Origin of the sequence: Chryseobacterium sp. MYb264 (assembly GCF_035974275.1) — a bacterium.
GTDB lineage: Bacteria > Bacteroidota > Bacteroidia > Flavobacteriales > Weeksellaceae > Chryseobacterium.
In genome coordinates this window covers 1,228,706-1,249,765 of the sequence record NZ_CP142422.1, presented here as the reverse complement: position 1 = coordinate 1,249,765, position 21,060 = coordinate 1,228,706, and the positions used below count along the sequence as shown (strand labels likewise).

Below are 21,060 nucleotides of genomic sequence, written 5' to 3'. Positions count from 1 at the left end.
AATTGATTATGAAAAACAGCATCATCAGATGTCTGATAATGCTGTTGCTTTTTCGTGTTTTTACCTTAGCGATGTATTGGGGTGACCTGTCATCTTATTAGGAATGTACATCTCACCGCTGCTTCATGGTATCTGAAGCTTTTTCTGATCTGAGGGAATGAAACGCGTAATTCTTATCGTTATTGCTTTGAACCGAATTGCTTTTCCACTTTTTTCAACCTTGTTAGTGTTTAAATATATATAGAATGGTTAAGTTTGTGCAAATATATAAAATAAGACACTAATTAGTGTCTAAAATAATTAAAAATTTCTTAAACTTGTGTACTGAATGTTTAACGATGGAAAGAAAATCGGCCGCGGGCAACATCCGTAATAAGGAAAGAAGTAAAAAGAAATTTTTGGATGCAGTAGGAAAAATTCTCAAGACCAAAGGATATGCCGCTTTAAAGATCAATCATATTGCCGCCACAGCGGGCGTGGATAAGAAGATGATCTATACTTATTTTGGAGGGATGGATGGCCTTTTGGATGAGTATATCCGTTCTCAGGACTACTGGAGCAATGTAACGGCCGACAAAGTGATGCCCGACGTGGATGATGGCGGAAGAAAAATTATTGAAGGGATGCTACAGATGCAGTATGAATATGTTTTCAGCAACAAAGATGCACAAAAGCTTCTGCTCTGGAGACTTGCGGAATCCCGCAAAGCCTTGAGGAAAATGACAGATACTCAGGAGGCTAACGGAGAATATATCTTTAAAAATATTGCAGACCCTCATTTTGGTGAACATGCCGAGGAGTTTCGTTCGGTAATGGCGATTATGGTAGCGGGGCTTTATTATCTTAATATGTATTCTTCGGTAAATGGCGATACATTTTGTGGTATTAATTTAACAACTTCGGAAGGGAGGGATCAGATCAAAAAGGCCATTTCTTTTATGACTTCACTGACTTATGAAAATCTTTGATTTTCTACTGATATGTTCTAAATCTGTGCGATCTCTGGGAAATAAAAATATTCGTGCATTCGTGGCCATACGATGCAGCGTTCAATTTTATCTTGGATAAAATCCTTGCGCCTTAAAAACATAGAGTATTAAAAAATATCTTTGCGTCTTTGCGAAAAACCAACAAAGACAGCAGCACCTGTGAAAGTCTGCGATCTCTGGGAAATAAAAATTCGTGCATTCGTGGCCATACGATGCAGCCCTCAATTTTATCTTCGATAAAATCCTTGTGCCTTAAAAACATAGAGTATTAAAAAATATCTTTGCGTCTTTGCGAAAAACCAACAAAGAGAGCAGCACCTGTGAAAGTCTGCGATCTCTGGGAAATAAAAATATTCGTGCATTCGTTGCTAATTTACAACTGTTCGCTGTAAGGCTCACCAAGCAGTTTGACTCCGGCGAAATATCATTCATCGACTGAAAGTAGATAATCTTCGATTTCACTTATAAAAGACCGTAAAAGCGGAAGGTATTTTAAGTCGAATTATTATTGACGTGATCTGAATTATCATTTTAAATCTGCTTTTTATCCAGAAATTACATAAATTTGCAATGTGAACATTTTGAGACTATTGCTTACAATTTATTTTTTGGTGTTGTCATTACTGCCATGTGGTGATGTTGATGCACAGTCTCCGGGTATCAATGAGGTTTTGCAGGTCACTTTCCAGACCGATCATCATTCGAAAGATAAGACCGATCTCTGTTCTCCACTATGTTCATGCAATTGTTGCCAGATTACGGTAGCTTCTTTTAAAACCGAACCTGTGATTTCTTTTCCGGAACAAATTAACAGCTATTATTCAAAAAAAATTCTTTTTCAGAAAAATGATTTCGCCTATTTGGTATACGATCAGATCTGGCAACCGCCCAAAATTTAATTGGTATTGATATCCATGAAGGACCGGTGTCTTTCATGAATGTGTCGTGGAAACTTTGCAACATCGTTGCAGGGATTTCTGTTCATTTTCGATGCTCTTCATTCCTCTTTTGACGGAAGAAGATCGATTTTCAATAAAAATTAAATCTAATGCTCGATAAAATCATAAAATTCAGCATCAGGAATAAAATTGTCATTGGTATAATGACCTTGATGTTAATTGTCTGGGGTATAGCGAGTGCGTCCAGACTACCGGTTGATGCCGTACCTGACATCACTAATAATCAGGTACAAATTATTACTGTTTGCCCCACTTTAGCAGGGCAGGAAGTGGAACAGTTAGTTACATTTCCCATTGAACAGAGTATTGCGAATGTTCCTGATATCGAAGAAACGAGAAGTATCTCACGATTCGGACTTTCTGTAATTACCGTGGTTTTTAAAGAAAGTGTAGATATTTATTTTGCCCGTCAATTAATCAGTGAACAGCTGAAACAGGCTTCCGAAGAAATTCCAAAAGGGGTGGGTACCCCTGAAATGGCTCCTGTAAGTACAGGTTTAGGGGAAGTCTACCAGTATATTCTCCATCCGAAAAAAGGAAGTGAGAAAAAATACAGCAGTAAAGAACTGAGAACCATGCAGGACTGGATCGTCCGCCGGCAACTCAACGGAACTCCCGGCGTTGCAGAAATAAACAGTTTTGGAGGCGAATTGAAACAATATGAAGTTGCCATCGATCCGAGCCGTCTGAAAGCAATGGGAGTCAGTATTACAGATATTTTCACAGCTTTAGAAAAAAATAATCAAAATACGGGCGGAGCTTATATTGATAAAAAACCTAATGCTTACTTCATTCGTGGAATCGGGATTGTCACTTCTATTGATGATATCAAAAATATTGCGGTAAAAAATGAAACGGGAAGTGTTCCGATTTTTATTAAAGATGTGGCTAATGTTGGTCTTGGACATGCCGTCCGCTACGGAGCTTTAACGTATAATGGTGAAGTTGATGCTGTTGGCGGTGTTGTTATGATGTTGAAAGGAGCGAATAGCAATGAAGTCGTTCAACGGATTAAAGATAAGATTCCTACCATTCAGAAATCGCTTCCGAATAATGTGGTTATTGAACCGTTTTTAGACCGCACGGATTTGGTGGGAAGAGCCATAAAAACGGTTGAAAATAACTTAATTGAAGGGGCTCTGATTGTCATTTTCGTATTGGTTCTTTTCCTTGGAAATTTTAGAGCGGGATTAATTGTGGCTTCGGCCATACCGTTATCCCTTTTGTTTGCTTTGGGAATGATGAATGTGTTCGGTGTTAGTGCCAATTTAATGAGTCTTGGCGCTATTGATTTTGGGCTTATTGTCGACGGTGCGGTAATTATTGTTGAGGCGACACTGCATCATTTAGGACTAAGAAAAACCAATACAATCCTCACTCAATCTGAAATGGATGAGGAGGTCTTTATTTCGGCATCAAAAATCAGAAGCAGTGCAGCTTTCGGAGAAATTATCATCTTAATCGTTTATATTCCCATTTTGACCTTAGTGGGTGTTGAAGGAAAAATGTTTACGCCAATGGCAAAAACGGTTGGGTTCGCTATTTTGGGAGCGTTAATTTTATCATTAACCTATATTCCAATGATGACTGCGTTACTTTTATCTAAAAAGCCCTTAAACAAAGAAAACTTTTCGGATAAGATGATGAATAGACTTCAGAAAATCTACCAGCCTTTACTGGAAAAAGCCTTGAAAATAAAATACGGACTGGTTGGCGGAACAGTGGCTTTATTTGTCGTTGCTGCCTGGATATTCGGAAGAATGGGAGGTGAATTTATTCCTCAGTTACAGGAAGGGGATTATGCTTTTCACTGTATTCTTCCCCAGGGGAGTTCTTTAAGCCAAAGTATTGAAACGTCGATGCAGGCTTCCAGAATTATTAAACAGTTTGACGAGGTTAAAATGGTTGTGGGAAAAACCGGGGCTGCCGAAGTTCCGACTGACCCAATGCCGCCTGAAGCAACCGATCTTATTGTTGTTTTAAAACCTCAGAAAGAATGGAAAATAAAAAAATCCTATGAAGCATTAGCGGATGAGATTTCCGAAAAATTAGAAACGATTCCCGGAGTTTTCTTTGAGAAAAACCAACCCATCCAAATGCGTTTTAATGAACTGATGACCGGGATACGTCAGGATGTTGCCGTGAAAATATTTGGTGAAAATCTGGATTCCTTAAGCATCTATGCAGACAAAACGGCAAAAATTATTCAGTCGGTACAAGGTGTTACTTCTCCACAAATTGAGCGTGTAAGTGGGCTCCCGCAAATCAACGTGGAGTACGACCGGATAAGAATGGCCAATTACGGTTTGGATATCGAAGAGGTGAATAGTGCTGTAAGCACAGCCTTTGCAGGACAATCTGCCGGTCAGGTATTTGAAAATGAAAGGCGGTTTGACTTAGTGGTTCGTCTCGACAGTCTTCACAGAACGAATATTGATGATGTGAATAATCTGATGATTGCGACGAATTCCGGAGCGCAGATTCCACTAGCTCAGGTGGCGAATATCAGTTATAAGCTTGGCCCGGCTCAGATCAGTCGTGAAGCAGGAAAACGGAGAATTGTGATCGGTTTTAATATAAAAGATCGGGATGTTCAAAGTGTTGTTGAAGAGATTCAGCAAAAATTGGATCAGAAAATAAAATTACCTTCAGGTTACTATTTCACCTACGGTGGGCAGTTTGAAAATTTGAAAGCTGCAAGTGAACGCCTAACGATTGCTGTGCCGGTTTCATTAATGTTGATTTTCATGTTGTTGTATTTTACGTTCCATTCGCTGAAGCAGGCCGCATTGATTTTTACGGCTATTCCGATGAGTGCGATCGGGGGAGTTTTTGCTTTACTGTCGAGAGATATGCCTTTCAGTATTAGCGCAGGAATAGGTTTTATCGCCTTATTTGGTGTTGCTGTTTTAAACGGAATTGTTTTGATCGGTACTTTTAATCAATTAGAAAAAGAAGGCGAAAACAATATTTTAAAGCGGGTCATGGAAGGTACGAAAACACGGTTAAGGCCTGTTTTAATGACCGCGACAGTGGCTTCCCTCGGGTTTTTACCAATGGCAGTTTCCACAGGAGCGGGCGCGGAAGTTCAAAAGCCTTTAGCGACCGTTGTTATCGGAGGTCTGGTAACGGCTACTTTCCTGACCCTATTTGTGTTGCCTATGCTGTATATTATTTTTAATTCTGATATTAATTTTAAAAAGATACGATCAAAGCCTTTGGTTACCGTTCTCATTTCGGGCTTTTTATTGTGCGGACAAACCTTTAAAGCCCAGGAGGGGAATGTCTTGACGGTTGAGCAGGCTATTCAGATAGCTTTAAAAAACAGTGATCTGCTGAAGTCCAAAGATTGGGAGATTCAATCTGCTGAAGCTTTAAAGCCTACGGCAAAAGAACTTCCAAAAATGAATGTAGATGCTCAGTTGGGACAATATAATTCCAAGAAGTTTGATCAGTCTTTTTCTATCTCTCAAACCATTCCGTTTCCGACGTTATTTAAGGCAAAAAAAGAATTAATAGGGGAGGAAATTAAAGGAAAGCAGATCAACAGGGAGGTTTCCGAAAATGAGCTTATCAAGCAGGTCAGGACCTATTATGATCAAATTGAATATCTGCAGTATAATCAATCGAAATTGAAGAATCTGGATAGTTTATATAACGATTTTATCAGAATTGCAACGGTAAGATTTAAAGCCGGCGATGTTAAGAAAATTGAAATTAATACTGCAGAAACGCAGAAAGGTGAAATTAATTTATTACTGAAACAGAACGAAGTGTATTTGACAAATGCGTACAAAAAATTGAAGAATATTTTAAATACAACAGAAGATCTCTCCGTTCCGTTTGTCGAAAACTATCAGCTGTTGAAAGTGTATGATGTTTTGGATAGTTCTTCAGTTGCCCGACATCCTTCAGTGAAGATTTTTTATCAGGAAATGGAAATTGCCGAAAAGAATAAAAATGTCGAAAAATCCCTGGGTCTTCCTGAGTTTAGCCTAGGTTATACCAATCAGTCTCTGATTGGTTTTCAGACAGTCAACGGAATGGAGCAGTATTTCAACGGAGGGAATCGTTTTCACTCGGCGACAGTCGGTGTTTCAATCCCTTTGACCTTTGGGGCGACAAAAGCAAGAATAAAGTCATGGGATTATTTAAAACAGGCGGCGGAATCGAATGCGAAATTTCAGCAAAAACAATTGGAAACGGCATTGGGAAATACCTTACAGCAATACAGGCAGAATTTAAATCAATATGAATATTATCTCAATCAGGCAATTCCGAATGTCGAGAAAATTACAAAAGCCGGACAACTAGGATATAAAACAGGAGAAATTTCTTATGTGGAATATCTTTTTGCCTTACAGACAGCAACCGATATTCAGTTGAAATACCTGCAGTCTATTCAGCAGGTTAATGAATCTGTTATTACTATTAATTCAATTATCAATCAATAAAATGAAAATCAAATATAAAATCTTCTCCTTAGTTTTGGTCACACTCTTTGCCGTTAGTTGTGGGGAAAAAGTTGCCACAGCAGAAGCTCAGGGGGAAGTTAAAACGGAAGAGGATCACGAAGAAAACCCTCAGACCATTGCGGAGCTGACGCAAGACCAAATGAAATCTGTCGGTGTAACTTTAGGAGCTATTGTAATGAAGGAGCTGACTTCAACGGTGAAGGCCAATGGTTTGCTGCGGGTTCCGAATAATAGAAAAGCAATCGTAACTTCTCTATATGGCGGAGTGATTAGAACAATTAATTTCCAGATTGGGGATTTTGTGAAAAAGGGGGAGGTGCTGGCAACCATCAGCAATCCAGAATATATTCAGCTGCAGGAACAATATCTAACGGTTAACAGCCGGATCTCTTTTGCTGAGCAGGAATTCAGAAGACAGAAAGAACTCTTTGATAACGATGCGGGAGCCAAAAAGAATCTTCAAAGTGCTGATGCGGAGCTGAAAACTCTGAGAACCCAAAAAGCCTCTCTGAAACGTCAGCTTCAGATGATGGGAATCAGCCCGGAAACAGTCAATAACAGGAATTTAAAATCAGGATTGGTTATTACGGCGCCAATCAGCGGAACGATCAGCACTATTCATGCACAGATCGGAAGTTATGTCGATATTTCAGCACCGGTTTTGGAAATTATTGATAACCATTCAATCCATCTCGATCTGCAGGTTTTTGAAAAAGATTTATCTAAAATGAGAATCGGCCAGGTTGTTCATTTTAAACTGACCAATAATCCTGAAACAGAATATGATGCGACGGTCTATAGTGTAGGCTCTACTTTTGAAAATGAAAGCAAGACCATTTCTGTTCACGCCAATGTGATAGGAAATAAAACAGGCCTTATCGACGGAATGAATATCACCGGAATCGTTAGTCTCGATAAGAGCAGTACCCCTGCTATTCCTGATGAAGCCATTGTTGAGGCGGACGGGAAATATTATGTTTTTGTTCAGTCGGATAAAAAACCTGACGAACATGAAAAGGTAGGTAATGAAAGTAAACAAGGAGGAAAGTCTGAAAATCAACAAAAAACGATGGCTTTTGAAAAAATTGAAATCGTAAAAGGAGCTTCGGATATGGGCTATACGGCTATTACGTCACTCGTTGAAATTCCTTCGAACGCTAAAATTGTGGTAAAAGGAGCATTCTTTGTGAATGCAAAATTAGTTAATTCTGGTGAGCATGAACATTAAACGGGGGGAGTTACAAAAGTTGAGAATAATATTGTTTTCTTTTTGAATTTACCTTAACAAAACCCCGAAGAGGCTATAAATATCAGGAGCGTCGGGTGAAACCCCGATGAATACGTATTCAATGATGTTATAACCCCGCAGGAGTTGAATAATTTAAAGGAAATTTCAAAGATAAAATGGTATAAAAATGAAGTTTTAATTTTCAAACGATCTAAACCTTTTGTCCGATCCCAAAATTTTCCGCTGATTTAAAGTGCCGGATTTCAGATTGAAGCTTCGGAAAATAAGAGATCATTTTATTATTTTCAGATTGTCGGCGCTTTTTCCCGGCTACCCAAGTTGTGCATTGGCACTCATTAAACCTCAGGAAGAACCGGTTGTGAAAAACCGGATCAGTTTCAAAACTTGGGGAGAAATTGTTTAGATGTATTTTTTGCCACGAATGCACGAATATTTTTATTTCCCACAAATCGCACAGATTTTTACAGGTGCTGCTGCTGGTATTTTTTGCTTAATCTTCGAGATCTTTTATCAATAGAACGGCTTTGTGAATCTTAAAGCGGGAATTGTCAAAAAACTTGGGGTGGCTTTGTGTTCAATATTTAAAGTGTAAGGAAAAGGATCTGCATCATTAGCAAAATCTGCGAGCGCAAAAAATTTCATCTTACATTATCTGAACTTTTTTGCCTAGTCCCCAACTTTTGTACTTGATCCGAAAAACCTTCACGGTTGCCTCATTGGAGTCTGACATCCAAAAAAGAGGCTATCCAAAATACTGGATAGCCTTTCTTTTAATTGAAATATAGTATAGTTAAGATTCGGTGGCAATCAGAAAATAGTTGTTTTGTGCTGCTTCTTTTCCAAAAAGAGATCGGAAAATATTCTGAAATTCATGGATATATTTACATTTTATATTGTTTCCGTAAATTTTAAGCCCTTCCACGATTTTATTGGAGCTTAAGTCAATATCATATTTAATAAATATTTCAGGTCTCTCATATCTTATTCTGAGATCTGAGCTGTATGTTCGTGAAAAGCCAAACTTTTCAAGCCATTCCTCTGTGATTTTTATAGGCGTCACCGCCTCTGCAGGAACTGAAAAACCTTCATTATCGCTCTCAATCTTTACAAAATATTGTTTGTTATCACTCTGAAAGATTTCCGTAACAGTAAAAATTTGACTTTTATATTCCACAAGATTTTTAATCTTAAGATCCATGACATTCATAATACTTTGCTTTTTAGGTTGTTGTAATTCCTGATTAGGAGAGATTTGATACCAAGGAAGTTTGCAAATACTATGCCTTGGATACAATTTATACTGAAAATTCATATTATTTTTTGTTAAACCATTGGTCTGGGATTGTATTTTTTTTATTAAATGGGTTGGTTTTTATTGATTTACAGTTATGGATAAAATATTAAGTTATGGTATGTCTGTGGTATTATTTTTAATGATTACATGATGCCGGGAAAAATGACTCAGAATAAAATATGTTTTGTTTTTAGGATGCTTAAATTTTAATCCTTACTTGTTTTAAAATTTTACGTTAGGTTTTTTTAAGCTATTTGTTGCTTATCTCTTACTTCCTGTTCTTCATTTGCCCGCCAAATTTTCAGGTAAGATGTGAAAAAAGCATTAAAAATAATACCGATAATTAAATCTTATTACGATAATCTGGTGGAAACACCAATCATGAGGCTTCTTTTATTTTCAGATGAATATATTCTGAGGGTGTTATTTTTTCAATCTGTTTGAACACCCGGTTAAAGGTAGACTGATTGGAAAATCCAGCTTCCGTATAGACATACATCAGGGTTACCTTTTCCCAGTTACTATCCTTCATTAATTCTTTTACATAATTGATTCTGTAGGTATTTAAATAGCTGTTAAAATTTGTAAAATTATGTTGCCGGATGGCTTTCGAGATATAATTGCTGTTGATATCCAATGCTGCCGAAAGTTTGGATATATTGAAGCCGGGCTCCTTATAGGGCTTATTTTTTTCCATAAAGGCTTTGATTTTTTCAAAAACTTCTTCATCAATAACTTCGGCCTTTTCTGAACTTTCCTTCTTTGGATCGTGTTTTTGTTCAATTTCATGCTCAATCTCAACTCTCCGGATTTTGTCTTTGTAAAAAATGATTAATGAAATAACGGCAACATTTGAAAGGACAAGAAGGGTATCGGTAATTCGTACATTCTCCGTACGATGCTCAGGAAAATTAAGATTGATATTTTTTGATAGAAGGAAGCCCAACAGAATGCAGAGCATGACAAATAAACTATAAAAAATCACATATTTTCTTGAGAAAAATACATAAGCTCCCAACGGAATGGGAAGAAGCCAGACAAAGCTGGCCACAGAGTTTTCCCAAAAAGCCAACATCACATAAAAGTTATAGAGGGTTCCTAGAATCATGTATGAATGAACCAGTTTATGAATGGAGTATTTTTTTCGGACCACAATAATATAAGAATAGACCAGAATAAATAGACCACCCGCCGTATACCACGGCATGATATGATCCCGAATAAAAAACGCGAAAATAATCGTGAATATAAAAAGGACAGTAGCCATTAATAAAATATAATGATGGATCAGTTCTCGTTTATATTTTTCTACTTTTTGAGTTTTGGTGCATGCCTGTATCATTTTTTGTGTCTTTGTCCTATTTCTTTCTTGTACTTTGTCAGCTAATAAAAAAAATAACTTATTTAAATTATTGAAAAATAGCGTTTTGTGTATTTAAGTTGTTTTCTGTTTTTTATTTATCTCTTTAGAATATGATTTGTTTCTCCTCCTATCTTTGCTGAATAATAATACCATTACGGCTTATCTGTTTAGAAAAATATTCTATATAACTCCAATTTTCTGTAAATAAAATCAAGATGTGGCAAAGATAAGAAGATTCAAAATAATAAGTTGAAAAACACATCATAGTCTCTTTTATTTTAACAATTTAAAAAACCTTAAAAATGAAGAAATTAAAGTTATCACTCATCAGCCCGGTGCTGATTTTATTATCCGTGAACACGTATTCACAAGTCGGAATCAATACAGAATCTCCAAAAGCAACACTTGATGTTCTGGGAAAACCCACGCTGGCTACGGCAGCGGATGGTGTTATCGCCCCCAGGTTAACAGGAGATCAGCTAAAAGCAAAGGACGGAGTATATCTCGCAGACCAAATCGGAACTTTGGTGTACGTAACTCAGGCCGTAACCACGGCATCTTTAAAAACGGCAAAAGTGGATAAGCCCGGATATTATATGTTTAATGGTGATACCTGGAAATTTGCCTTTGGCGGAAATAATGATGATGACATCGTGATCGGAGAGCTGGTGTACTATCACGGCAGCATTCCGGCGACAACATCCGGGCCTGGTATTTTGGCGAGTACCTATCTACCTGATCTACCTGTTTTGGGAGGGGTGCTGAGGCTTGATGCCCAGTTTGACGGTAATTCCTCAGGAAATGGTGCAATTACGACTTTTAACCCGCGACTTTATAATGTAGGAGCGGGAGATGTTAAAATATGGGTGTCAGAAATGTCTACCCATACCGGAGATTCCGATAATGGTAATATTAAACTGTCTCCAGGAGACTTCAGGCAGTTTGATGATGGGGTATACCTTTCGCAGACCCATAATGAAACGGTTACTTTTGATATTACCATGCAGGAACCTGAGCCAAGATGGTACAGAGTGTACTACGCTTTCCGCGTAGATAATAAATCCAAGACAGGAACGAGCAATGCAAGCACCTCAGATTCTAATACCGCAGATAATACGAGGGAGCTCTTTTTATCGGTGCAGAGACTGTATTAAATTTCAGCCTGTAGAGAGAATCGGTGGAAAGTTCTTGGGGATCCTCATTCTGATAATGAGGAGTGCTCAACGTCATGTATTTTTATTTTAATGCAAACTTCTGAGTTTAAATGGTCAGGCCGTTTAAACTCATTTTAGCTGTAACCGTAAAAGAGACCAAAGAGTTTATGGGATATCTCAGGTGTTTTAGAAGTCTGCTAAAAAAAACTTTATTTTTACCTTATATGCTCTTTTTTGAAGCTAATAAACTGAATTTAATTAAACTTAATATTTTAAAATATTGAGTTTTGACTGCTAAGACATGTTTTTGTAGCGTTGGAATTCACTCCGGTGATAAAATTTCAAATCGAATGGGGGGCAGCCTGTTCCTATTGATCTGGTATAATATTGTATGGATCGGACTCAGGCTGGTAATTCAACTTATCATAACGAAGGTGCGCCATCTAAAATAAAAAGAGCTGAAAACTTGTATTGACAAAGTATTCTAAATTCATTATCATTGTATGTATAAAATATATCCATTAATGATAGAAGATTTTCCGTTCTATTTATCGCTTATTGTTGCCATTATTTTGCTGATTATGCTGGCCAATAAGATGAAGGTTGCTTATCCCGTACTACTCGTTATAGCGGGTTTGCTTATCAGTTTTATTCCTGGAATTCCTAGGGTAAAAATAGATCCCGAGCTTATTTTTATTATCTTTTTACCTCCTTTACTATACGAAGCAGCATGGGCAATATCTTGGAAAGAACTTTGGAAGTGGCGAAGGATTATCTGCAGCTTTGCCTTTGTTGTTGTATTTTTAACTGCAATTTCCGTTGCATTGGTAGCCAATCATTTTATCCCGGGATTTTCACTGGCTTTAGGTTTTTTATTGGGTGGAATTGTTTCACCGCCAGATGCTGTAAGTGCAAGTGCTATTCTGAAATTTGTAAAAGTTCCCAAAAGGATGTCATCTATTCTCGAGGGAGAAAGTCTATTGAACGATGCTTCTTCGTTGATTATTTTCCGGTTCGCCATGGTTGCCGTAGCGACGGGGCAGTTGATCTGGCAGGATGCTGTTTTTAGTTTTTCGTGGATGTTGATCGGCGGGATCGGGATCGGATTGTTGCTGGGATTTGTTTTTATGAAAGCTCATAAATATCTCCCGACTGACGCCAATATGGACACCATTTTAACCATTGTTTCACCTTATGTTATGTACATGGCCGCCGAGGAAGTCCATAGTTCAGGTGTGCTGGCGGTTGTAAGTGGCGGCTTGTTATTATCCAATAACAGGTTTTCCTTTCTCGGCACTTCTTCACGTCTGCGTGGGGTTAATGTGTGGGAGAGTCTGGCTTTCGTTTTAAACGGGTTGGTTTTTGTTCTGATAGGTCTCGATCTTCCGGAAATTACTTCCGGTCTGGAAGGTGTGAGCATTTCCTCAGCGATCGGGTACGGGTTGTTAATTACTGCTGTACTTATTGTAGTAAGAATTCTCTCCGCATACGGCGCTGTACTTGTTACCCTTGTGGCGAGAAATTTTATAAGCGTTGCCGATACACGGAGCCCGGGATTCAAAGCGCCTATTATAATGGGGTGGACGGGAATGCGCGGTGTGGTTTCGCTGGCTGCCGCACTTTCGATTCCTACGCATTTATATGCCGGCGGACCTGCTTTTCCGCAAAGGAACTTGGTGCTGTTCATCACTTTTATCGTTATTCTCACGACGTTACTGGTACAGGGACTCACTCTTCCGTATCTGATTAAGAAACTCAATTTACCTTCCTTTAATGATTATGTATCGGATGAAGATGCAGATAATCAAATTAAAAGAGGAATTGCGAGACACACTTTAGATCATATCAGGGAAAACCATAATGCTTTATTTCAAAGGAGTCATTTTTTGCAGCAAATTCATGAAAAATGGCAGGGGAAAATTGACGATGATGCCGATATTCAACTTTCTCCTGAAGTTCGTGAAGCTTATCTGGATGTTTTAAACTCGCAAAGAAAATGGTTGATAGAGCAGAATCATAACCATATTGATCTGAATGAAGATGTCATCAGAAAACATTTAATGAAAATAGATTTAGAAGAGGAAAGAGTACGTCTCGTTCATTAATGGTTGTTTAAAATATTCATTAAATTTTCAAGGTACTCGTTTTCTTTTACCACTTTTTCATACGACTGTTTTGCATAGGCCGGAGAAAGAGTGTAGTTTTCCGGCTTACTACTAAAATCTTCGTTTTCAATGTACTGGTTAAGGTGCCGGGTGTATTCTTTTATCCATTTATTGACCTTTCTCCGCTTTAATTTACATAAAGTGTTATTCTTTATTTTTTGCAAAGAGTGTAAAATAAAGGATTTGTCTCCATGAAAACTGATAATCTGAGCCATATTAATAAATGACAGATTGTGATGGTCCTGAACCAGAGAATGTTGGTCATTTTCGAAAATCATAATATTGAATTTAAGGTGTGGTTAAATCTCTAAAACAATGAACTGAATTTTAAAGTAAAGCCACAGACTGGTATTGAAAATGATTTTTTCAAAATGAGATTGAGTAGTTTTCTCCGTATGAGAAAGGTGTGAGTTGACATGATCGTTGTGTTGGTGTGTTAAAATTTATAGCTTCAAAAATCTAACCAAAATAAATGAATAAATTTTAGGAGAATAAGGTTTATGGGAGAGTAAGTGCTTTAAAACAATGGATTTATTGGTGGTTAAAATATTTAAATGTTTGGTTTTTAGTCTGATAATAAGAATTGTGTCTCTTGGGTAGTGATACGCTAGCACTACAAAATGTGGTATTTTTTCCGATTACCTTACATAAGTTTTCCGAACGGTCAATATCAGGTAAATTAAATTTCTGGGTTGATTAACTTATTCTCTCATTTTTTACCGAATGCTTCTTAATTCGTAAATTTGCTAAAACACTTTTTTAACAGTAAATATCTCAAACCGATTCACTATGGAGTTAAGACAGATCCGTTATTTCCTGAAAGCAAAAGAGCTTCTGAATTTTACGGAAGCAGCGGCTCATTTATTTATAAGTCAAAGTACGCTTTCGCAGCAGATAAAGCAGTTGGAAGAAGAATTGGGGATTTTATTGTTCAACAGAATAGGAAAACGGATTATTTTAACAGAAGCCGGAGAAATATTCTCCAGATATGCAGAAAAAAGTCTCTTAAAATCTCAGGAAGGATTGCTGGCAATGCAGGATTTAAAGGAAGTAAAAAGCGGCGAACTCAATATCGGTGTTACGTACGGAATGCGGACTACCATGATCACGGCCTTAATAGAATTTTCAAAAGAATATCCCGGAGTGCGGGTGAATATTGTCTTTGGAACGACCTCCGAATTAATGGATCAGCTGCATCATGTACAACTCGATTTTATCCTCACTTTTGCGGAGGGAAATAGAGTAGAGCTTTTTAATTATGTTCCGCTATTCACTTCCCCTATGACAGTGGTGGTTTCTAAGGATTCAAATTGGGCAAAAAAGAAAACGATAAGTTTAAAAGAAATTATTGACCTTCCCTTGGCAATGCCCACAAAAGGCTACAGCACCACAAAAAATATGATGCAGGCTTTTGCAGAAAATAAGCTTCAGCCTAAGATTTTAATAGAGATCAATGATATTCCCACTCTGCTGGAATTGGTGAAAAGTGGGAACTGGTGTTCCATTCTAGCCGAAACTACAGTGAGGGAAAAAGATGATTTGGTGACTATCCCCATTCAGGCAAGAAATATGATCCGTACAGCCATGGTAATTTCATTAAAAGATGCATATGAGAAAAAAGCAATGACCTTATTTTATGATTGCCTTCATGTTAAAATCTCCGGGAAAATTTAAATGGAGATATTGATAGTAAATGGTTTTATTTTTAATATATATTCAATTAAAGAAGAGTTATGGTGCGGGGATGCTAATCAGAGTGCCTGTTCTGTCGGGTAGTGAAAAAATATAAAGTTAATTAACTGTTTTTAATTTATTGCGTTTAGCATAATAAGCGTGTTTTATGAAAATATTTTATCCCGAAGCGTGAATGGAAGGAAGCACAAGTATGTTAATTTTAATAAACAATTTATTAATGTTGGCGTAAGGCTTTATCCTACATATTCAAGTGGTTTTTAATGTGAAATATGTAATGCATTGATTTATACGTTGTAAAATATGTTTGATGAATGTCATATAATGTTGAATTATTAATTAATAATGTTAAAATATTACAGTCATAGCAAAAATTCAATTAAAATAACACCTCGCGAACGTGAAATAATACTATATTTGTTATCTAAACAACTAATAAAGATTAAGGATGAGTATTGACTTTACAACGGCAACCTTTAGAGATTTTGAAAACATTAAGGATTTCAATATCGCACAGAGAGCAGAGATTTTTTATGAATTTTTAAATTTTATGAAATCTAACGGGCACATGAATTACAGATTACAGAATACCACGGGTACCAACTCTGTAGTGAATGTAGACATTGAAAATGAGAAAAGAGATTATGTAAGTTTTGTTTCCAGCGATTATCTGGGTTTTACCCAGCATCCTAAAACAAAGAAGGCGGCGATTGAGGGTATTGAAAAATATGGAACGGGAACGGGAGCAACTCCCCTGATCGGAGGATATTTTAATTACCATAATGCATTAGAGGCCAGAATTGCTGCCTTTTTTGGAAGACAGCAGGATGAAGCTGCGATCTTCACGACTGGATATACTGCCAACAGTGCCACTTTACAGGCGCTTATGCAGAAAGAGGATTTAGCTATTTTGGATATGGCAGTGCACGCCAGTGTACATGAAGGTTGTGCCTATACCAATACAAAAACATTTCCTCATAACAATTTAGAGGCTTTGGAACATATTCTGAAAATCTCGGAAGATAAATTCCGGACCAAGTTGGTCATTGTAGACGGAGTATACTCCCAGGATGGTGACACTTCTCATATCAAAGAAATTTATGCATTGGTTAAAAAGTACAATGCATTCCTGATGGTTGACGATGTACACGGGGTAGGAATATTGGGGAAGACCGGAAGAGGAACTCTTGAGGATACCGACCTGTTGGATAAAGTGGATATTATTACAGGTACCTTCAGTAAAACCTTCGGTAGCCTTGGGGGATATGTCATTGCGGATAAAAAAATTGCTTCTATTCTGAGATTTCAGTCAAGACAGCAAATTTTTTCTGCGACCGCTCCTCCTTCGTCATTGGGAATTATTAAAGCGATTGATCTTATTGATGAAGAGCCTGAATGGAGAGAGAAACTTTGGTGGAATATCAACTATTTCAAAAAAGGGCTGAACGATCTTGGGTTAGATACCGGAATCACCTGTTCCGCCATTGTTCCGGTAAAAATTGGAGATCCCCATGTAACAGGAGATGTCGGAAGACTACTTATTGAAAGAGGAGTGTACACAAATCCAATTTTATATCCGGCCGTACCGAGAAAAGATGCAAGGATCAGAATGAGTGTTACAGCCAGACATGAGAAAGAACATCTTGATAAAACGCTTAATGCGTTTGAAGATATCAATAATAAATTGCATATTGCAAAAAAATAATATCATATGCCTAGAAAAGTAGTGCAAGGTCCTATCAGGGATAAAGAAAAGACAAAGCAAAAGTTATTGGCTGCAGTTGGAAAAATTTTAAGAGTAAAAGGGTATTCCGGTCTTAAAGTGAGCAAAATTGCAGCCGTAGCAGGCTTTGACAAAAAACTTATTTATGAATATTTCGGAAGTACCGAAAAGCTTATTGATGAATATATCAGATCTCAGGATTATTGGAGCAAAATTAATGAAGGAATTGAGGTCGATTTGTCAGATGGCGGACAGGAACTTTCAAAACTAGCGGTATTAAACCAATTTGAAAGCCTCAAGAAAAACAAAGAATTGCAAAAAATCATTCTTTGGGAGCTTTCTGAAAGCAAACCGATGCTTAGAAAATTAGTAGAGCAGCGTGAAGATGCAGGAGCTTCTTTGTTTGAACATGTTACCGACCCTCATTTCGGTGAGAATGCAACGAGATTCAGAGCAATTATGGCTTTGGTTATTTCAGGAGCTTACTATCTTAATCTTTATACAGGATACAATGCCAGCAAATTCAACGGGATTGACCTGAAAACGGATGAAGGTAGAGCTGAAATTGAAAAGGCCATCGTTGAGCTGATTGATTTTGCATATCAAAAATAATGATGACAAAAAATTTTCCAATTGGGTCAGAATTTAAGTATTTTATTGGTATTTGAAAGTTTTATATTTTCAGATTAGAACTATATTTCTTATTTTTGACCTATGGAAAATTTTATTGTATCTGCCAGAAAATATCGCCCGCAAGAGTTCGACACTGTTGTAGGACAATCTCACATTACAGATACTCTAGAACATGCCATTGAAGAAAATCAGCTGGCGCAGGCTTTATTGTTTTGCGGACCTCGTGGAGTAGGTAAGACGACCTGTGCAAGGATTTTGGCAAGAAAAATTAATGAAAAAGACGGTTCTGTTTCGGAAGATGGATTTGCCTATAATATCTACGAATTAGACGCCGCTTCCAACAATTCTGTAGACGATATTCGTGAACTCATAGATCAGGTACGTTTTGCACCTCAGGTCGGTCAATATAAAGTTTATATTATCGATGAGGTTCATATGCTGTCTTCTGCTGCCTTCAATGCTTTTCTGAAAACATTGGAAGAGCCGCCGGCGCATGCCATTTTTATTTTAGCAACGACCGAAAAACATAAGATCATCCCGACCATTTTATCAAGATGTCAGATTTATGATTTTAAGAGGATCGTTATTGAAGATATCCAAAGTCATCTGAGAAATATTGCTCAAAAAGAGAATATTCAATATGAAGATGATGCTTTATATCTGATTGCCCAGAAAGCAGACGGTGCCCTGAGAGATGCACTTTCTATTTTCGACCGGCTTTCTACCTTTTCCCAGAAAAATATTACATTGGCAAAAGCAGCTGAAGTGCTAAATATTCTGGATTATGATCAGTATCTGAAAGTGGTTGATTTCGCCAAAGAAAATAAAATTCCCGAAGTGCTCTTTGCCTTCAATGAAATTGTGAAGAAAGGTTTCGATCCGCATATCTTCATTGCAGGTTTGGGAAATCATTTCAGAGATTTAATGATGGCCCAAAATACTTCAACCATAGAGTTGATTGAAGTGGGAGAAAAAACGAAGGCCAAATTTGTGGAGCAGAGTCAGAAATGGAGTCCCCAGCAACTCATTGATGCTGTTGAAATCTGCAACCATGCAGACATCAATTATAAAAACTCCAAAAACCCAAGACTTACAGTTGAGATTGCTTTAATGCAATTGGCTTCTTTGACGGCTAATTCAGACGTTACAAAAAAAAAAAGTTCCTGATATTAGCTCCGTTTCTTAACGAAGTACAACAAGTAAAGCGTCCCCAGCCGGAAAAAAAAAAAGAAATACTGGCTGAAAAACAGGCTGTAGCTGTCGTGGAAAAAGGGCAGGAAGCCGACCTTAAAAAAACGACTTCAAAACCGTTGTCTAAACCCGTTATTTCGTCGGGTTTCAGTATCAATTCTTTCTTAAATCAGGAGGAAACAGTCGTGAATAAAGATGAATCACTGGCTGTAAAGACTGAAAATTTACCTCAGAATCATTTTACCGAAACCGATCTTCAGATGGAGTGGAACTTGTTTTTAAAACAGATTCAGTTCAAGGCTTCTTTTGTCTTTAATGCTATCAAAGGTTTTAAGCTGATCAAGATTGATGAGAAAAATGTTCAGGTATTATATCCTTCAGATTCTGCTAAAGTCGAGTTTGACAAGATCAGCGGAGAATTTTTTAATCATTTTAAAAGAAAGGTGCAGAACTACACCATTGAAATTAATTATAAAAGAGATTTCGAAAATTTAAAGGTGGAAGTTATGACCAAAAGGAAGATTTTTGAAAAACTGATCGAAAAAAATCCACTATTAAAAGATCTTGATGACTTAATGAAGTTCGACTTATCATAATTTTTTATATATTTGTCAAATATTTGTACGAAAAATCATTTTTCGACAAGAACAAAACAATTGAAAAGCCAGTAAATAGGAGATTCACAATATAAAAGTGGAAACAACTACTACACATAAGTCTAATTTAAACCTTTTTGGTTTTGCAGCTGCTAATTATTTTAGCAGTTATTTTGGCTTTTCATTTAGTTATTTTAGAAATTTTAGAAGTTATTACCGATTTTATTGGTACTGCAGCTGAATTTCTTTCCAAAAAATAATACAGGAATATTAGAAGGTTCTCTTTAATTTCCTACTTCCATTAAAAATTTTTAACGGCATTTTTTGAAAAGAATTATAAATTAAATTTTATAATCCTAATCGCTATTGATATCATTTAACCCACAAAAAAAATAGAATTTAAGAATATGAACTTACAAGATTTAAACAACGATTGGATCAATGAGTTTTCAGAACCATTGATGATTGCAGGACCATGTAGTGCGGAAAGTGAAGCTCAGATGTTGGAGACTGCCAAAAGAATTAGAGAAACCAATGCACAGGTGCCTATCTTCCGTGCAGGAATCTGGAAACCCCGTACAAAACCGAACGGGTTTGAAGGAGTAGGGGTAATTGGTTTGAACTGGCTAAAAAAAGTGAAGGAGGAGTACGGTTTCAAAACGGCAACGGAAGTGGCTAATGCACACCACGTTTTTGCAGCGTTGGAAGCGGATGTTGATATTCTTTGGATCGGAGCACGTTCTACCGTGAATCCTTTCACCGTTCAGGAAATTGCGATGGCTTTGAGAGGAACAGATAAGCCTGTTTTCGTTAAAAATCCTGTAAACCCAGATTTAGCACTTTGGATTGGTGCTTTGGAAAGGCTTTTGGGTCAGGATATTAAAAAGTTAGGAGCGATCCACAGAGGGTTCTCTACATACCAGAAAACAAAATACAGAAACAACCCGAACTGGCAAATTGCTTTAGATTTTAAGAGCCAGTTCCCGAATATTCCGATGTTGATCGATCCTTCTCACATTTGTGGAAACAGAACAGGATTGGCAGATGTTACGCAGGAAGCAATGAACGTGGGTTACCAAGGGGCTATCATTGAAACACATTGTAATCCTGATGAGGCCTGGAGTGATGCTTCACAGCAGATTACGCCTGAAGTTTTGGCTGAATTGATCGGAAATTTAAAGATCAGAAACGCAGGAATTGCTGGTTTTGATGATGAAATGGGAAGACACAGAACGTTGATTTCTGATCTGGATTTCCAACTGATTGAACTGCTTTCTCAAAGAATGAAAATTTCAGGAAAAATCGGTAAGCTGAAGAAAGAAAATGACATTGCGATCTTCCAGCCGGAACGTTGGAAAGTGATTACAGAATACGCTGGTCAGAAAGCAAAAGAAACAGGTATGTCTCAGGAATTTATTGAAAAAGTATTCAAAGCAATTCACGAAGAATCCATTGAGGTTCAGAATAATATTATGATCAATGAATAATTAACCCGGAGGGCTTTAGAGTTTGAGGGTATGAGGGTATGAGAGTATGAGGGTATGAGGGTATGAGAGTATGAGAGTATGAGGGTATGA

16 protein-coding genes are annotated in these 21,060 nt (G+C 37.3%); 13 read left to right on the top strand and 3 right to left on the bottom strand.

The genetic code is table 11. The features are described from left to right. The first annotated feature begins 338 nt into the window (after positions 1-338). The 5 genes from VUJ46_RS05430 (at position 339) to VUJ46_RS05410 (ending at position 8,075) form a co-directional block, all read left to right on the top strand. Positions 339-968, top strand: a complete 630-nt coding sequence (locus VUJ46_RS05430) for a TetR/AcrR family transcriptional regulator (RefSeq protein WP_326983985.1) — start codon at positions 339-341, stop codon at positions 966-968. Positions 969-1,561: 593 nt separating this feature from the next. After that, positions 1,562-1,888 (top strand): DUF6660 family protein, encoded by a 327-nt coding sequence (locus VUJ46_RS05425; protein ID WP_326983984.1) that lies wholly within the window; start codon positions 1,562-1,564, stop codon positions 1,886-1,888. A gap of 149 nt (positions 1,889-2,037) precedes the next feature. After that, entirely contained in the window at positions 2,038-6,402 is a 4,365-nt protein-coding gene (locus VUJ46_RS05420) for a CusA/CzcA family heavy metal efflux RND transporter (RefSeq protein ID WP_326983983.1), read from the top strand. A gap of 1 nt (position 6,403) precedes the next feature. Beyond that, positions 6,404-7,651 (top strand): efflux RND transporter periplasmic adaptor subunit, encoded by a 1,248-nt coding sequence (locus VUJ46_RS05415; RefSeq protein WP_326983982.1) that lies wholly within the window; start codon positions 6,404-6,406, stop codon positions 7,649-7,651. 253 nt (positions 7,652-7,904) lie between these two features. Next, a complete protein-coding gene (locus tag VUJ46_RS05410) occupies positions 7,905-8,075 on the top strand; it encodes a hypothetical protein (protein WP_326983981.1) in 171 nt (56 codons plus the stop codon). 387 nt (positions 8,076-8,462) lie between these two features. On the opposite strand, the gene VUJ46_RS05405 is transcribed toward VUJ46_RS05410, so the two are convergent. After that, positions 8,463-8,984: a hypothetical protein gene (locus VUJ46_RS05405; RefSeq protein WP_326983980.1), complete on the bottom strand. Its 522-nt coding sequence runs from the start codon at positions 8,982-8,984 to the stop codon at positions 8,463-8,465. A gap of 361 nt (positions 8,985-9,345) precedes the next feature. Continuing rightward, positions 9,346-10,308 (bottom strand): helix-turn-helix transcriptional regulator, encoded by a 963-nt coding sequence (locus tag VUJ46_RS05400; RefSeq protein ID WP_326983979.1) that lies wholly within the window; start codon positions 10,306-10,308, stop codon positions 9,346-9,348. Between the two features lie 323 nt (positions 10,309-10,631). Here VUJ46_RS05400 and VUJ46_RS05395 point away from each other — a divergent pair, with 323 nt between their 5' ends. Then, on the top strand, positions 10,632-11,483 hold the full coding sequence (locus VUJ46_RS05395) for a hypothetical protein (protein ID WP_326983978.1): 852 nt from the start codon (positions 10,632-10,634) through the stop codon (positions 11,481-11,483). A 524-nt stretch (positions 11,484-12,007) separates the two neighbouring features. Beyond that, on the top strand, positions 12,008-13,588 hold the full coding sequence (locus tag VUJ46_RS05390) for a Na+/H+ antiporter (protein ID WP_326983977.1): 1,581 nt from the start codon (positions 12,008-12,010) through the stop codon (positions 13,586-13,588). On the opposite strand, the gene VUJ46_RS05385 is transcribed toward VUJ46_RS05390, so the two are convergent. Further along, positions 13,585-13,926 carry a hypothetical protein gene (locus VUJ46_RS05385; RefSeq protein ID WP_326983976.1) on the bottom strand — a complete coding sequence of 114 codons (342 nt, stop codon included), beginning with the start codon at positions 13,924-13,926 and terminating at the stop codon, positions 13,585-13,587. The two genes, VUJ46_RS05390 and VUJ46_RS05385, sit on opposite strands and share 4 nt — an antisense overlap. 511 nt (positions 13,927-14,437) lie before the next feature. On the opposite strand from VUJ46_RS05385, the gene VUJ46_RS05380 reads away from it, so the two are divergent. From VUJ46_RS05380 to VUJ46_RS05355, 6 genes are all read left to right on the top strand, one after another. Then, entirely contained in the window at positions 14,438-15,322 is an 885-nt protein-coding gene (locus VUJ46_RS05380; protein WP_326983975.1) for a LysR substrate-binding domain-containing protein, read from the top strand. Positions 15,323-15,788: 466 nt separating this feature from the next. Further along, positions 15,789-17,045 (top strand): aminotransferase class I/II-fold pyridoxal phosphate-dependent enzyme, encoded by a 1,257-nt coding sequence (locus VUJ46_RS05375; RefSeq protein ID WP_326983974.1) that lies wholly within the window; start codon positions 15,789-15,791, stop codon positions 17,043-17,045. A gap of 6 nt (positions 17,046-17,051) precedes the next feature. After that, complete coding sequence (locus VUJ46_RS05370) at positions 17,052-17,675, top strand: TetR/AcrR family transcriptional regulator (RefSeq protein ID WP_326983973.1); 624 nt, start codon at positions 17,052-17,054, stop codon at positions 17,673-17,675. Between the two features lie 102 nt (positions 17,676-17,777). After that, a complete protein-coding gene (gene dnaX, locus VUJ46_RS05365) occupies positions 17,778-18,863 on the top strand; it encodes a DNA polymerase III subunit gamma/tau (protein WP_326983972.1) in 1,086 nt (361 codons plus the stop codon). Between the two features lie 95 nt (positions 18,864-18,958). Continuing rightward, positions 18,959-19,483 (top strand): hypothetical protein, encoded by a 525-nt coding sequence (locus VUJ46_RS05360; protein WP_326983971.1) that lies wholly within the window; start codon positions 18,959-18,961, stop codon positions 19,481-19,483. Positions 19,484-19,890: 407 nt separating this feature from the next. Then, the gene (locus VUJ46_RS05355) at positions 19,891-20,970 is read left to right on the top strand and encodes a chorismate mutase (protein ID WP_326983970.1); all 1,080 of its coding nucleotides are present in this window, start codon (positions 19,891-19,893) and stop codon (positions 20,968-20,970) included. Positions 20,971-21,060 lie beyond the last annotated feature (90 nt).